The sequence below is a fragment of the Paracoccus sediminis genome, from assembly GCF_900188295.1.
In the GTDB taxonomy this organism is placed as follows: Bacteria; Pseudomonadota; Alphaproteobacteria; order Rhodobacterales; family Rhodobacteraceae; genus Paracoccus; species Paracoccus sediminis.
Genome location: NZ_FZNM01000009.1, coordinates 52,050 through 64,917, shown reverse-complemented (window position 1 = coordinate 64,917; position 12,868 = coordinate 52,050). Strand labels below are relative to the sequence as shown.

The window sequence follows — 12,868 nt, the reverse complement described above, 5'->3', positions numbered from 1 at the left end:
ACAGAAAAGAAGGCGCCGGAAGGGCGCCATGCAGGCTGGATAAGAGGGGCGGCAATGACACGGAAACTGGGCAAGGGCGCGGTTGCGCTTGTGACGGCCTTGGCGATTGCGGCACCGGCGGTCCTGATCCCCGGCGCGGGGGCGGCGGCCGTTTTCAACGACGTGCGCATCGAAGGCGCGCAGCGGGTCGAACCCGCGACGGTGCTGTCCTATGCCAATATCGCGCGCGGGCAGGACGTGTCGGCGGGCGAATTGAACGATGCGCTGCAACGGCTGCAAAATTCGGGCCTGTTCGAAACGGTCGAAATCCTGCCCCAGGGCGGCGTTCTTGTGATCCGGGTCAGCGAATACCCGACGATCAACCAGATCAGCTTCGAAGGCAACCGCCGCATCAAGGACGACCAACTGGCCCAGGTCGTGCAAAGCCAGTCGCGCCGCGTCTATCAGCCCAGCCAGGCCTTGCAGGATGCGAACAACATCGCCCAGGCCTATGCCGCGCAAGGCCGTCTGGCCGCCCGCGTCGATCCGCGCATCATCCGGCGCAGCGACAACCGCGTCGATCTGGTGTTCGAAGTGCGCGAAGGCAACGTCACCGAAATCGAGCGCATCGGATTCACCGGCAACCGCGCGTTCAGCGACCGCCGGCTTCGCAACGTGCTGGACACCAAGCAGGCGGGCATCCTGCGCACCTTTATCCGCCGGGACACCTTTGCCCCCGAACGGCTGCAACTGGACGAACAGCTGCTGACCGATTTCTACCGCTCGCGCGGCTATGCCGATTTCCGGGTGCAGGCGGTGGCGCCCGAACTGGCGCGCGAACGCGACGCCTTCTACATCACCTTCAACATCCAGGAAGGCCCGCGTTACCGTTTCGCCCAGGTCAACACGGTGTCCGAGATTCCGGGCGTCGATGCCGGGGCCTTTGCGGCGCAGAACCGCGTGGGACAGGGCGATGTCTACAACCCCGCCGCCATCGACAATACCATCCGCCGGATGGAGACGGTGGCGATCCAGCAGGGGTTGAACTTTGTCAACATCGATCCCCGCGTGACCCGCAACCCGCAGACCCAGACGCTGGACCTGACCTTTGCCATCACGCGCGGCCCGCGCGTCTTTGTCGAACGCATCGACATCGAGGGAAACACCACCACCCTGGACCAGGTGATCCGCCGCCAATTCAATACGGTCGAGGGCGATCCCTTCAATCCGCGCGAAATCCGCAACGCGGCCGAACGCATCCGCGCGCTTGGCTATTTCAGCGATGCGCAGGTCGAAAGCCGCCCCGGCAGCAGCCAGGAACAGGTGATCGTCGATGTGAACGTGGAAGAACAGCCGACCGGATCGCTGTCCTTCGGCGCGTCCTATGGCGTGTCGTCCGGCGTGGGCCTGAACGCCTCGTTGCAGGAAAACAACTTTCTGGGTCGCGGCCAGACGGTCGGCGTGTCGCTGTCGACCGCCGATGGCGACCAATCGTCGTCCCTGACCTTCATCGAACCGTATTTCCTGGGCCGCGACCTGCGCTTTGGGTTCAACACCTATTACAACGTCACCGAAAGCCTGAATTCCGATTACAACACCCGCTCGGTCGGGGTGCGGCCCTCGATCGAATTCCCGATCTCGCAGAACGGGCGGCTGGAACTGCGCTATCGTCTGTCCAAGGACACCCTGGGCGGGGTCGAGGACGAAAGCTCGGCACTGTTGCAGGCCGAGGAAGGGCAGCGCGTCACGTCGGCCCTTGGCTACAGTTATCTCTGGGACACCCGCATCACCGGGCTGGATCCGCTGACCAGCTACAAGCTGCGTTTCTCGCAGGATTTCGCAGGCATAGGCGGCGACACGAAAAGCGTGACCACAAGCGCCCTGGCCGGGGTCGAAAGCAATGCCTGGCGCGAGGAAGTGACCCTGCGCGCGGAATTCGAGGCGGGGGCGATCTACTCGTTTGACGATTATTCGACCTGGATCCTGGACCGCTATCGGAACGGCACCCGGATACGCGGTTTCGAACCGAACGGCATCGGACCACGCGACCTGGCGGCGGACAACGAGGATGGCCTGGGGGGCAACTATTTCTGGGTGGTCCGCACCGAAGCGCAGTTCCCCGTCGGCCTGCCCGAGGAATACGGCATTTCCGGCGGTCTGTTCGCGGATGTCGGATCGATCTGGGGCTTGGACGATACGGTTGGCACTGGCGGGGTCGCGGTGGATGATTCGATGAGCATTCGCGCGTCGGTCGGTGCCTCGGTCTTCTGGACGACGCCCATCGGGCCGCTGCGGTTCAATTTTTCAAAGGCGATCCAGCAAGAGGATTATGACGAGGAGCAGAACTTCGATCTGACCATCTCGACCCGGTTTTGATGGCGGCGGTTCGGGGGCTGGCTGCGATCGTGATGCTGGCCACGGCTGGCGGGGCGACGGCGCAGGACATGCCGGGCAGCGCAGGCGCGCAGGCGCCGCCCGCGCTGCCGTCGCGGACCATTGAATCCCCAAAGGACGCCAAGCCGATGGCGACGGCGCCCCTGCTGACGGTGGACCAGGATCTGCTGTTCGCCGAATCCGATTGGGGCAAGCGCGCGCAGCGTGTCCTGGACGAAACCGGGGGCAGGATCGCCGCCGAAAACGAACGTCTGGCCGCCCAACTGTCGGCCGAGGAGGCGACCTTGACCGAACAGCGCGGCACGTTGGATCCGGCCGAGTTCCGGCGCCTTGCCGAAGCCTTTGACACCCGTGCGACCGAGGTCCGGCGGGAACGCGCGCAGGTGGTCCAGGGTCTGAACGCCTGGGCCGAGGCTGATCGTGCCGCTTTCTATCGCGCAGCTTTGCCGCTGATGGGCGAGATGATGCAGGAACGCGGTGCCGTCGTCGTGCTGGACCGTCGAACCATCTTCGTGTCGCTGGACGCCATCGACCTGACGCAGGCCATGGTCCTGCGGTTGAACGCGGAACTTGGCGACGGGGCCGGACGGGTGCCGCTGCCGGATCCGGGCAGCGGCGACTGATCGCTCAGGGCAACCGGGACAGACGTTCCGTCAGCAGCGCGAAGAACCCGTCGCGATCCAGGTCGCGGATGAACAGGGCATTGGCCGGGCGGCGGGTGACGCGCCACCAGTCGGCGACCATCATGCCGCAGGTGAAGCGGCCTTCGGTTTCGATTTCGACGTTGATGTCGCGCCCGCTGAACAGATCGGGGCGCAAAAGCCAGGCGATGGTGCAGGGGTCGTGCAGCGGGGCGCCCTGGCTTCCGTATTTTTCCTTGTCGAAGCGTTCGAAGAAATCGGTCCAGCTGGCGATGGCCGGGCCGCACCGGCCGGGCAAGGCGCGCATCCCCTCGATCCAGTCGCGAGAGGTCAGGGCCTGATGCGTGGCGTCCAGCGGCATCACCACCAGGGGGGCGCCCGCGGCAAACACCTCGGCCGCGGCTTCGGGATCGACATAGATGTTGAACTCGGCGGCGGGCGTCACGTTGCCCACCTCGAAATAGGCGCCGCCCATCAGCACGATCTGCTGGACGCGGCCGATGATGTCGGGGGCATTGCGGAACGCCTGGGCGATATTGGTCAGCGGGCCGACAGGCACCAGCGTGACGGTGCCCGGCGCTTCGCGGCGCAGTGTTTCGACGATGAAATCGACCGCGTGCCCCGTCTGCAACGGCATGGTGGGGTCGGGCAGATCGATGCCGTCCAGGCCGGACTGTCCGTGGACGTTTTCCGCCGTGACCAGAGGGCGCGACAAGGGGCGGTCACAGCCCGCAAAGACCGGAACGTCCGCGCGCCCCGCCAGCTCGAGGATCTTGCGCGCGTTGCGTTCGGTCAGGGCCAGGGGCACATTGCCCGCGACCGCGGTCACGCCCAGGACGTGCAGTTCGGGACTGGCCAGGGCCAGCAGGATCGCCACTGCATCGTCCTGACCGGGATCCGTGTCAATGATGATCTTGCGCGCCATGCAAACCTCCTCGATCGTGAGGCCGTTGTGGGATTGAATTGGTTCCGGCGCAAGCCCCCGCCGTTGGTCCATTGACCCCCCGCCTGTCCCGCGATAGGGCGCGCAGATGGCACGCGCACCCCTTTTGCAATTGACCGACATTTCGCTGACGTTTGGCGGCGATCCCGTGTTCGACGGGCTGTCCCTGACCATCCAGCCCGGCGACCGGGTGGCACTGGTGGGCCGCAACGGGTCGGGCAAATCGACGCTGATGAAGGTGATGGCCGGCCTTGTGGAACCCGACCGGGGCGAACGCGTCGCCAGCGCGGGCGTGTCCACCGGCTATATGGAGCAGGATCCCGACCTGTCCGGCTTTTCCACCCTGGGCGATTTCGCCGCCGACGGGATGCCGGAATCGGAACGCTATCGGGTCGAGATGGCGGCCGAGGGGCTGAAGTTCGATCCCGCCCGCCCCGTTGCCACCGCATCGGGCGGCGAACGCCGCCGCGCCGCCCTGGCCCGGCTGCTGGCGCAGGCGCCCGAACTGATGCTGCTGGACGAACCGACCAACCATCTGGACATCCAGGCGATCGGCTGGCTGGAGGATCACCTGTCCCAGACCCGTGCCGCCTATGTCATCATCAGCCACGACCGCGCCTTTCTGCGCCGCCTGACCCGCGCGACATTGTGGATCGACCGGGGCGAGGTGCGCCGCCAGGAACGCGGTTTCGAAGGGTTCGAGGACTGGCGCGAGGCCGTCTGGTCGGCCGAGGATGACGCCCGGCACAAGCTGGACCGCAAGATCAGGGCCGAGGCCCGCTGGGCGGTCGAAGGCATCAGCGCGCGGCGCAAGCGCAACCAGGGCCGCGTCCGCGCCCTGGCCGCCCTGCGCGCCGAACGCGGCGCCCAGATTCGGCGGCAGGGGACGGCGGCCATGGCCCTGGACGCGGGTCAGCAATCCGGCAAGAAGGTGATCGACGCCAGGGGCATCGCCAAGTCCTTTGGCGACCGCGTGATCCTGCGCCCCTTCGACCTGATGGTGAACCGGGGCGACCGGGTGGCCTTTGTCGGTCCGAACGGCGCGGGCAAGACCACCCTCATCAAGATGCTGACCGGAGAGGTCGCGCCCGATCAGGGAACGGTCACGCTGGGCACCAATCTTGAACTTGCGGTCTTCGACCAGACCCGTTCGGCCCTGAACCCCGAACAGACCCTGTGGGAATCGCTGACGGGCGATCCCGACATGCGCGTGTCCGGCCGGGCCGATCAGGTGATGGTGCGGGGCCAGCCCCGGCATGTGGTGGCCTATCTCAAGGATTTCCTGTTCGACGACGCGCAGGCCCGCGCGCCCGTGCGCAGCCTGTCGGGGGGCGAAAAGGCGCGGCTGCTGCTGGCGCGGCTGATGGCGCGGCCGTCGAACCTGCTGGTGCTGGACGAACCGACCAACGATCTGGACGTGGAAACGCTGGATCTGTTGCAGGATCTGCTGGGCGATTACGACGGCACGGTCCTGCTGGTCAGCCACGACCGGGACTTCATCGACCGCGTGGCCGATACCACCGTGGCAATGGAGGGCGACGGACGCGCGACCGTCTATGCCGGCGGCTGGACCGATTACCGCGCGCAGCGGGGCGAGGACGCGCCGATGGCCGCCGATACCCCCCCCCGGCGGCCCGATGCCCCGGCCGAGAGGCCAAAGGCGGCCAAGTCCGGGCTGACCTTCAGCGAACGTCATCGCCTGGACGGCCTGCCCGCCGTGATCGATCGGCTGGAAGCCGAGATCGCCAGGCTGACCGATTTCCTTGCGCAGCCCGATCTGTATTCGACGGCGCCCGCCAGGTTCCAGAAGGCGACCGAGGCCCTGGCCGAACGCCAGCAAGCCCTGTCCGCCGCCGAGGAGGAATGGCTGACGCTGGAGGAAAAGGCCGCGTCCTAGGCGCCGCGTTCGATATGGCTGCTGATCCAGCCGTGCGCGAACTTGATCTTTTCTCGTATCCGGGGGGTCAGGACAAACGGATACAGATCCGAATTGTCCAGGGCGCGGTTGATGTCGTTGATCGCGATGGCCACCTCGGTCGCGATGGTCAGCAGGTGGTCGGCGTCGGTGTCGGCATAGGGCCGGTAATCCTGGGGAACGTCTTTCATCGACAGGCCCGCGCTGACGAAGCTGTCCGTGAAATCGACCATGTGCAGCAGGTGGGCGACCGTTTCGGCCCAGTCTTCGTGCGGGTGCGAGGTCGCGTATCCGGTGATGAAATCCTCTCCGGGTTCTTTCGGATTGGCATAGTGTTCCTGCAAGGCCGCGTCATAATCGCTGGTCTCGTCGCCGAACAGCGGGCGGAATTCATCCAGAAAGCCGGGTGCGACCGCCAGGCGGTCGAACAGGAAATGCGCCAGTTCATGACGGAAATGGCCGACCATGGACCGATACTGTTCGCCCAGTTGATGCTGCCGCTGCACGCGGATCAGTTCATCGGCCTCGGTGACGTTGATGACGATTTCCCCGTTGTCATGGCCCATCATGATCTGCACCGCGCGCCCGCCCCCGGTGTTTTCGGACAACATCTGGAACCGGGGCCGCATTCCCCCGTCGGCATCGGTGAACCACTGCCAGTTCGACAGGTTGGCCAGCACCCACCGCTTGGCCCGTTCCGCCCGTTCCAGAAGCTGCTGGTTGTCGCCGATATGCAGCGCGGGAACCACGTCGGACATGTCGCAGGACCGGCACAGCGTGGCACCGGGAACCGCGATCCAGTTGCACTGGATCGTTTCGCGGTTGGCGCATGGCACGCCTTCGTTCCACATCGCGCGGGCTTCGGGTTCATAGAACAGCGGCGCGCTGCAGCCGCAGAACAGGTTTTCGAAGTAAACGCGGGACTGGCAGGCGGGACAGGTGAAACTTTGCATGGTATGCGTCCTTGTGGGCTGCTGACCAAGCCGGTTTGCGGGCCAAGGTTCCACGAAACGCCAGAAAACTTGCCGTCGTGCCGAATGCTTGACTTGCCCCCGGAAATCCGCCATATCCGCGCGGACCGGCCGGGCAGACGCCCTTGGCCGGCGTGTTATTTTCAATGACATCCCTACATGCGGGATGCGCTGTCCGAAGGCGGTTCACCCCCAACGCCGGAACGATCCGGGGCCAAAGGGCGCGGCAACAAAGGAAACGAAAGCGATGTTCGCGGTTCTGAAGACGGGCGGCAAGCAATACAAGGTGCAGGCGGGCGATGTCCTGCGCGTTGAAAAGCTGAATGCCGCGGCTGGCGACAAGGTCCAGTTCAACGAAATCCTGATGGTCGGATCGACCTTGGGCGCCCCGCTGGTCGGCGGCGCCTGCGTCCAGGCCGAAGTGATCGACCAGATCAAGGCCGACAAGGTCATCACCTATGTCAAGCGCCGCCGCAAGCACAGCTCGCAGCGGACTCGCGGGCATCGCCAGCAACTGACCCTGCTGCGCGTGACCGACGTTCTGGCCGAAGGCGCGGACAGCACCGGCGTACAGGCCGCGCTGGGCGCCCGCACCAAAGAAAACGCGTAAGGAGATTCAGCCATGGCACATAAGAAAGCAGGCGGTTCGTCCCGCAACGGTCGCGATTCGGCCGGCCGTCGCCTGGGCGTCAAGCTGTATGGCGGTCAGGAAGCCATTGCCGGCAACATCATCGTGCGTCAGCGCGGTACCAAATGGTGGGCAGGCGACAACGTCGGCATGGGCAAGGACCATACCCTGTTCGCGTTGGCCGACGGGCAGGTCAGCTTCAGGAAGGGCCTGAAGGGTCGCACCTTCATTTCGGTGGTGCCCGCCACCCTCGAAGCCGCCGAGTAACCCGAGCTTAACATTTCAGTGTTACCAGGGGGATCGGCGAAAGCCGGTCCCCCGCCTGTTTTCCGGGGAGGGAAAATGGTCATGTCAGCACCGATGAGGGGGGGGACGCGTTTGGACGATCTGAAGATTTCCGATGCGCTGAACCAGCCTGTCATCCCCGCCGAACGTCTGGTCCTGCGGCCCCTGCGTCCATCCGACGCGGGAATGATTGCGCATTACACCGCCGACAAACGCGTCGCCGAAGGAACGCGGGCGATCCCGCATCCCCTGCCGCCCGGCGCGTCCGAGGATTTCGTGGCCCGCGCCCTGTCGCCCAACCGGGTCGAGGATGTCTGGGCCATCGACGGGTCCGACACCCATCTGGCGGAACTGTTGGGCGTCGTGTCCCTGACCCGGATGGAGGGGGACCAGTCCGAACTGGGCTTCTGGATCGGCGCCGGGTTCTGGAACACGGGATTCGCGACCGAAGCCGTGGACGCCCTTGTCCGTGCCAATCCCCACAAGGCGCGCACCCTGTTCGCCGAGGTGTTTCAGGACAATCCCGGTTCGGCGCGGGTGCTGACGAACTGCGGCTTTGTCTATCTGGGCGATGCGGAAAGCTGGTCGGTCGCGCGCAATGGCCGGGTGCCGACCTGGACCTATCTGCGCAAGATGGCCTGACGGGCGGGGGCCTTTGCGCCCCCTCTCGCCCAAGGCGCGCCATTCACCCCCCCAGGATATTCGCGCACGGACGATGGCGCGTTGCAGATTCTGCACGCAGGTGCTTGCATTCGAGGCCCCAGCGCATAACTCGGCGTCATGACCATTCCTTTTTCCCTTCTCGATCTGTCGCCGGTGCCCGAAGGGTTCGAGGCCGGCGATGCTATCCGCAACACGCTGGATCTTGCCCGCCACGCGGAAAGCTGGGGCTATGGGCGGTTCTGGCTGGCCGAACATCACAACATGCCAGGCATCGCCAGCGCGGCCACGGCGGTGCTGATCGGGCTGGTGGCGCAGGCCACGACGCGGATACGGGTCGGGGCTGGCGGGATCATGCTGCCGAATCACGCGCCCCTCACCGTGGCCGAGGCGTTCGGTACGCTGGCCACCGCCTTTCCCGGCCGCATCGACCTGGGCCTTGGCCGCGCCCCCGGCGGAGACGGCGCGGTGATCCGCGCGTTGCGCCGTGATCCCATGGCCGACAGCTTTCCGCAGGATGTGGTGGAACTGCTGGATTATCTTGGTCCCGAACGCCCTAGCGCCCCGGTTCGCGCCCTGCCCGGCGAGGGGACGCAGGTGCCGGTGTGGATCCTTGGCAGCAGCCTGTTCGGGGCGCAACTGGCCGCGCATCTGGGCCTGCCCTATGCCTTCGCCAGCCATTTCGCGCCTTCCGACCTGGAGCAGGCCATTGCCATCTATCGCGACCGTTTCCGGCCCGGCCCTTGGGGCGACAGGGCCAGGGTGATGATCGCGATCAACGTCTTTGCCGCCGACGACCTGGCCGAGGCGCATTATCTGCGAACCTCTATGCAGTTGGCCTTTGCGCGGCTTCGGACAGGGGTTCCGGGGAAATTGCCGCGTCCGACGCGGGATCTGGATGCCGAGATCGGGCCGCAGATGCGCGGAATGGTCGACGATGCGTTGCGGATCAGCGCCGTCGGCGATGCCGGACGGGTGCGGGAACAGATGCAGGGACTTGTCGGGCGATACAGCCCGGACGAGGTGATCCTGACCGGGCAGATCCACGACCATCAGGCCCGGCTGCGCAGTTTCGAGATCGCGGCCGAGGTGATAAGATCGATCTGAGGATCAGGGCCGCGTCCGCAGCAAGCCCATGATGTCCTTCGTGCTTTCCAGGATCGGCGTCGCGATCTCATCTGCTCGGACCGCGCCCTGTCCCAGGATCCGGTCGATTTCCGCCGGATCGGCCATGTAATCGTTCATCCGCTGCGTGATCGGCTCCAGCGAGGCGACGGCCAGTTCGGCCAGCGCCGGCTTGAAGGTGCCAAAGCCTTGACCCTCGAATCGGGACAGCACCTGGTCCGGGGCCTGGTCTGCCAGGGCCGCGTAGATATTGACCAGGTTCCGCGCCTCGGGTCGATCCTTCAGACCCTCTATGCTGCCGGGCAGGGGATCCGCATCGGTGCGGGCCTTGCGGATCTTCTGGGCAATGGCGTCGGCGCTGTCGGTCAGGTTGATGCGGCTGGCGTCCGAAGGGTCGGATTTCGACATTTTCCTGGATCCGTCCCGCAGCGACATGACGCGGGTGGCCACGCCTTCGATCAGGGGTTCGGCGATCGGAAATTGTTCAACGCCGTAGTCGTGGTTGAACTTGGCGGCAATGTCGCGGGTCAGTTCCAGATGCTGCTTCTGGTCCTCGCCCACCGGCACGGCGGTCGCCTGATAGGTCAGGATGTCGGCGGCCATTAGCGCCGGATAGGCCAGCAGGCCCAAGCTGACGTTTTCCGCGTTCTTGCCCGCCTTGTCCTTGAACTGGGTCATCCGGTACATCCATCCGACGCGGGCCACGGTGTTGAACAGCCACGCCATTTCGGCATGGGCGGACACCTGGCTCTGGTTGAACAGCACCGATTGCCGCGGATCGACGCCCGCCGCCATGAAGGCCGCCGCGGCCTCGCGGATGTTGCGGCGCAGGGTTTCGGGATCCTGCCAGACGGTGATCGCGTGCAGGTCCACCAGGCAATAGATCGTCTCGGCGCCGCTGCCCTGCAAGGCGGCGAAACGCTTCAACGCGCCCAGATAGTTGCCAAGCGTCAGCCCGCCCGAGGGCTGGATGCCCGAAAAGATGCGCGGCGTGAAACGGGTCTCGGTCGTCTCGGTCATATGCGGGCCTGCTTGGAATTTGCGTGGCCTTGGCTTAGCCCTTGGCCACAACGACCGCAACCGCGAAGGAAATCCGATGCGCCAGGCCATGCCCATCTCGCCGATCAACCCGCTGCCCGCCGCCGTCTGGGCACTGGCCCTGCCTGCCATCGCCGGGGAAATCGTGTTCCTGCTGGGACAGACCGGCCTGGTGGGGGGCGCGCAGGGCATCGGCTTGCGTCTGACCGCGATGCAGATGACCGCCTTCGCGCCCGAAATGGTGCAGCGCATGTGGCAGGTCGGCGCCCTGGATTGGGACCAGGCCTATCGCATCCTGTCCTACAGCTTCGTCAATTCGTCCTTCATGCATGCGCTGTTCGTGGTGGTCTTCACGCTGGCGCTGGGCAACATGATCGCGCGGGAATTCCGGCCCTGGGCGGTCGTCGCGCTGTTCCTGGGATCGGCGATCGGAGGCGCCCTTGTTTATACGGCAGCGGTTTCGGTCCTGCCGGGGCGGCCGGGGCCGCTGATCGGAGGCTATCCGTCGGTGTATGGGTTGGTGGGGGCCTTCACCTTTCTGCTGTGGTCGCGGCTGGGCGCGGTTCAGGCCAACCGGATGCGCGCCTTCACGCTGATCGGGATGCTGCTGGCCTTTCAGTTGGTCTTCGGCATCGTCTTTGGCGGCGCGGGCTATGGCTGGATCGCCGAGATCGCCGGCTTTGGCGCAGGCTTCCTGCTGAGCTTCGTTCTGGTCGATGGCGGGGTGCAGCGCGTGTTGCGGCAGATCCGGGCGCGCTAGCGCCGCCGGACAGCGGCCTTCAATTCCGACAGGCGATAGGCCCGCGTCAGGAAGCTGAGCGTGAAATAGATGGCGGCGCCGCCGAATACCAAAATCGCCAGCCCTGGGACGCGACCTATGCCGCCCTCATCCAGCCACCCTGTCATCAGCCACAGCGCCCCTGCCATCAGCGCCGATGACAGCACGATCAGCGGCACCTTTCGGCGCAGGCGGTCGTCGGCGCGGGCGGCATCGCCCATGGCCCGCGTGCCCCACCACAGTTGCGCGACCATGATCCAGGCGGCGATCGTAGTGCCCAGCGCCGCCGCCAGAAAGCCCAGCCATGGCATCAGGCCGAAGGCCACGACCGCATTGACCGCCATTGACCACAGGGCATAGCGAAACGGGGTGCGGGTATCCTCGCGCGCGAAATACAGCGGTTGCAGGATCTTTTGCAGCACGAATGCGGGCAGGCCGAAGGCATAGACGATCAGCGCGCGGGCGGTCTGGGCCGTGTCAAAGGCGGTGAACTGGCCGCGTTCGAACAGCGTGCGGACCATCGGTTCGGCGATCACGGCAATGGCGAAGGCGGCGGGCAAGGTCAGGAACAGGCCGAATTCGGTCGCGCGGGAATAGGCCGACTGCCCGCCCGCATGATCGCCCGCGCGCAGGCGCCGCGCCAGTTCGGGCAGCAGGACCACCGCCACCGCCGCACCGACCACGCCCAAAGGCAGTTGATACAGCCGATCGGAATAGGACAGCCAGGAAATCGCGCCCTCGAAATGGCTGGCGACCTGGCGGCCGACCAGCAGGTTGATCTGCACGACGCCCCCGGCAAAGGCGGCGGGCAGGGCCACGGCCAGCAGGCGGCGCATGTCGGGCGTCAGGCGCGGGCGGCGGGGGTGGAACGACCAGCCGGTGCGATGCGCGTCCCACCAGACCAGGGCCAATTGCGCGATTCCCGTCAGCGGCGTAGCCCAGGCCAGCGTCAGCCCTACGTCCCAGCCCCGCCACCAGGCAACCGCCATGGCGGCGATGAACAGAAGGTTCAGCAGCACCGGCGCGGCGGCGGCGGCGGTAAAGCGCCCGTTCGCGTTCAGCACGCCCGAGATCATCGAGGCCAGCGAGATCAGCAGGATATAGGGGAACATAATCCGGCCGTACTGCACGGCCAGCGGAAAGCGTTCGTCGCCCGCAAAGCCCGACGCCATCAGCCAGACCAGTCCCGGCATGAACATCATTGCCATCGCCGACAGGACGAGCACCGCCATCAGCAGGCCGGAAAACGCCTCGGATGCGAAACGCTGGGCGTCGGGACGGTCGTCCAGCTTCTTGGCGAACATCGGGACAAAGGCCGTGTTGAACGCGCCTTCGGCAAAGAAGCGGCGGAACATGTTGGGCAGCGACAGGCCCACGAAGAATGCGTCGGCCACGGCGCCGCTGCCCAGCCACGCCGCCATCAGGATGTCGCGGACAAAGCCCGACACGCGCGACACGAAGGTCCAGATCCCCACCGAGAGGAATCCCCTCACCAGTCCCGATTTCATGAT

12 protein-coding genes are annotated in these 12,868 nt (G+C 65.8%); 8 read left to right on the top strand and 4 right to left on the bottom strand.

What is annotated here, in order from left to right; all coding sequences use genetic code 11:
- The first annotated feature begins 54 nt into the window (after positions 1-54).
- Both bamA and CHB77_RS12675 read left to right on the top strand, forming a co-directional pair.
- Positions 55-2,355, top strand: coding sequence for an outer membrane protein assembly factor BamA (bamA, locus tag CHB77_RS12680; RefSeq protein ID WP_089388592.1), 2,301 nt, complete (start codon positions 55-57; stop codon positions 2,353-2,355).
- The gene (locus CHB77_RS12675) at positions 2,355-2,996 is read left to right on the top strand and encodes an OmpH/Skp family outer membrane protein (RefSeq protein ID WP_089388591.1); all 642 of its coding nucleotides are present in this window, start codon (positions 2,355-2,357) and stop codon (positions 2,994-2,996) included. The genes bamA and CHB77_RS12675 overlap by 1 nt, the downstream gene beginning before the upstream one ends.
- Before the next feature lie 4 nt (positions 2,997-3,000).
- Here CHB77_RS12675 and CHB77_RS12670 read toward each other — a convergent pair whose 3' ends face one another.
- Positions 3,001-3,939, bottom strand: a complete 939-nt coding sequence (locus CHB77_RS12670; RefSeq protein WP_089388660.1) for a nucleoside hydrolase — start codon at positions 3,937-3,939, stop codon at positions 3,001-3,003.
- Positions 3,940-4,045: 106 nt separating this feature from the next.
- Here CHB77_RS12670 and CHB77_RS12665 point away from each other — a divergent pair, with 106 nt between their 5' ends.
- A complete protein-coding gene (locus CHB77_RS12665) occupies positions 4,046-5,854 on the top strand; it encodes an ABC-F family ATP-binding cassette domain-containing protein (RefSeq protein ID WP_089388590.1) in 1,809 nt (602 codons plus the stop codon).
- On the opposite strand, the gene CHB77_RS12660 is transcribed toward CHB77_RS12665, so the two are convergent.
- Positions 5,851-6,825: a putative zinc-binding metallopeptidase gene (locus tag CHB77_RS12660; protein WP_089388589.1), complete on the bottom strand. Its 975-nt coding sequence runs from the start codon at positions 6,823-6,825 to the stop codon at positions 5,851-5,853. The genes CHB77_RS12665 and CHB77_RS12660 overlap by 4 nt on opposite strands.
- A gap of 265 nt (positions 6,826-7,090) precedes the next feature.
- Between CHB77_RS12660 and rplU the strand changes: the two genes are divergently transcribed.
- From rplU to CHB77_RS12640, 4 genes are all read left to right on the top strand, one after another.
- The gene (rplU, locus tag CHB77_RS12655; RefSeq protein WP_089388588.1) at positions 7,091-7,453 is read left to right on the top strand and encodes a 50S ribosomal protein L21; all 363 of its coding nucleotides are present in this window, start codon (positions 7,091-7,093) and stop codon (positions 7,451-7,453) included.
- Between the two features lie 12 nt (positions 7,454-7,465).
- Positions 7,466-7,738 carry a 50S ribosomal protein L27 gene (rpmA, locus tag CHB77_RS12650; RefSeq protein ID WP_089388587.1) on the top strand — a complete coding sequence of 91 codons (273 nt, stop codon included), beginning with the start codon at positions 7,466-7,468 and terminating at the stop codon, positions 7,736-7,738.
- A 111-nt stretch (positions 7,739-7,849) separates the two neighbouring features.
- Positions 7,850-8,398, top strand: a complete 549-nt coding sequence (locus CHB77_RS12645) for a GNAT family N-acetyltransferase (RefSeq protein WP_089388586.1) — start codon at positions 7,850-7,852, stop codon at positions 8,396-8,398.
- A 138-nt stretch (positions 8,399-8,536) separates the two neighbouring features.
- Complete coding sequence (locus CHB77_RS12640) at positions 8,537-9,523, top strand: LLM class flavin-dependent oxidoreductase (protein WP_207303043.1); 987 nt, start codon at positions 8,537-8,539, stop codon at positions 9,521-9,523.
- 3 nt (positions 9,524-9,526) lie between these two features.
- Here the strand turns inward: CHB77_RS12640 and trpS are convergent, their stop codons facing one another.
- On the bottom strand, positions 9,527-10,561 hold the full coding sequence (trpS, locus tag CHB77_RS12635) for a tryptophan--tRNA ligase (RefSeq protein ID WP_089388585.1): 1,035 nt from the start codon (positions 10,559-10,561) through the stop codon (positions 9,527-9,529).
- A gap of 76 nt (positions 10,562-10,637) precedes the next feature.
- Between trpS and CHB77_RS12630 the strand changes: the two genes are divergently transcribed.
- On the top strand, positions 10,638-11,339 hold the full coding sequence (locus CHB77_RS12630; protein ID WP_089388584.1) for a rhomboid family intramembrane serine protease: 702 nt from the start codon (positions 10,638-10,640) through the stop codon (positions 11,337-11,339).
- Here the strand turns inward: CHB77_RS12630 and murJ are convergent.
- Positions 11,336-12,865, bottom strand: a complete 1,530-nt coding sequence (gene murJ, locus CHB77_RS12625) for a murein biosynthesis integral membrane protein MurJ (RefSeq protein ID WP_089388583.1) — start codon at positions 12,863-12,865, stop codon at positions 11,336-11,338. The genes CHB77_RS12630 and murJ overlap by 4 nt on opposite strands.
- Positions 12,866-12,868 lie beyond the last annotated feature (3 nt).

What these genes read in the sequence shown, in the direction of transcription:
- bamA (WP_089388592.1), top strand. Translation starts at nt 55, where the DNA reads ATGACACGGAAACTGGGCAAGGGCGCGGTTGCGCTTGTGACGGCCTTG.
- CHB77_RS12675 (WP_089388591.1), top strand. Translation starts at nt 2,355, where the DNA reads ATGGCGGCGGTTCGGGGGCTGGCTGCGATCGTGATGCTGGCCACGGCT.
- CHB77_RS12670 (WP_089388660.1), bottom strand. Translation starts at nt 3,939, where the DNA reads ATGGCGCGCAAGATCATCATTGACACGGATCCCGGTCAGGACGATGCA.
- CHB77_RS12665 (WP_089388590.1), top strand. Translation starts at nt 4,046, where the DNA reads ATGGCACGCGCACCCCTTTTGCAATTGACCGACATTTCGCTGACGTTT.
- CHB77_RS12660 (WP_089388589.1), bottom strand. Translation starts at nt 6,825, where the DNA reads ATGCAAAGTTTCACCTGTCCCGCCTGCCAGTCCCGCGTTTACTTCGAA.
- rplU (WP_089388588.1), top strand. Translation starts at nt 7,091, where the DNA reads ATGTTCGCGGTTCTGAAGACGGGCGGCAAGCAATACAAGGTGCAGGCG.
- rpmA (WP_089388587.1), top strand. Translation starts at nt 7,466, where the DNA reads ATGGCACATAAGAAAGCAGGCGGTTCGTCCCGCAACGGTCGCGATTCG.
- CHB77_RS12640 (WP_207303043.1), top strand. Translation starts at nt 8,537, where the DNA reads ATGACCATTCCTTTTTCCCTTCTCGATCTGTCGCCGGTGCCCGAAGGG.
- trpS (WP_089388585.1), bottom strand. Translation starts at nt 10,561, where the DNA reads ATGACCGAGACGACCGAGACCCGTTTCACGCCGCGCATCTTTTCGGGC.
- CHB77_RS12630 (WP_089388584.1), top strand. Translation starts at nt 10,638, where the DNA reads ATGCGCCAGGCCATGCCCATCTCGCCGATCAACCCGCTGCCCGCCGCC.
- murJ (WP_089388583.1), bottom strand. Translation starts at nt 12,865, where the DNA reads ATGAAATCGGGACTGGTGAGGGGATTCCTCTCGGTGGGGATCTGGACC.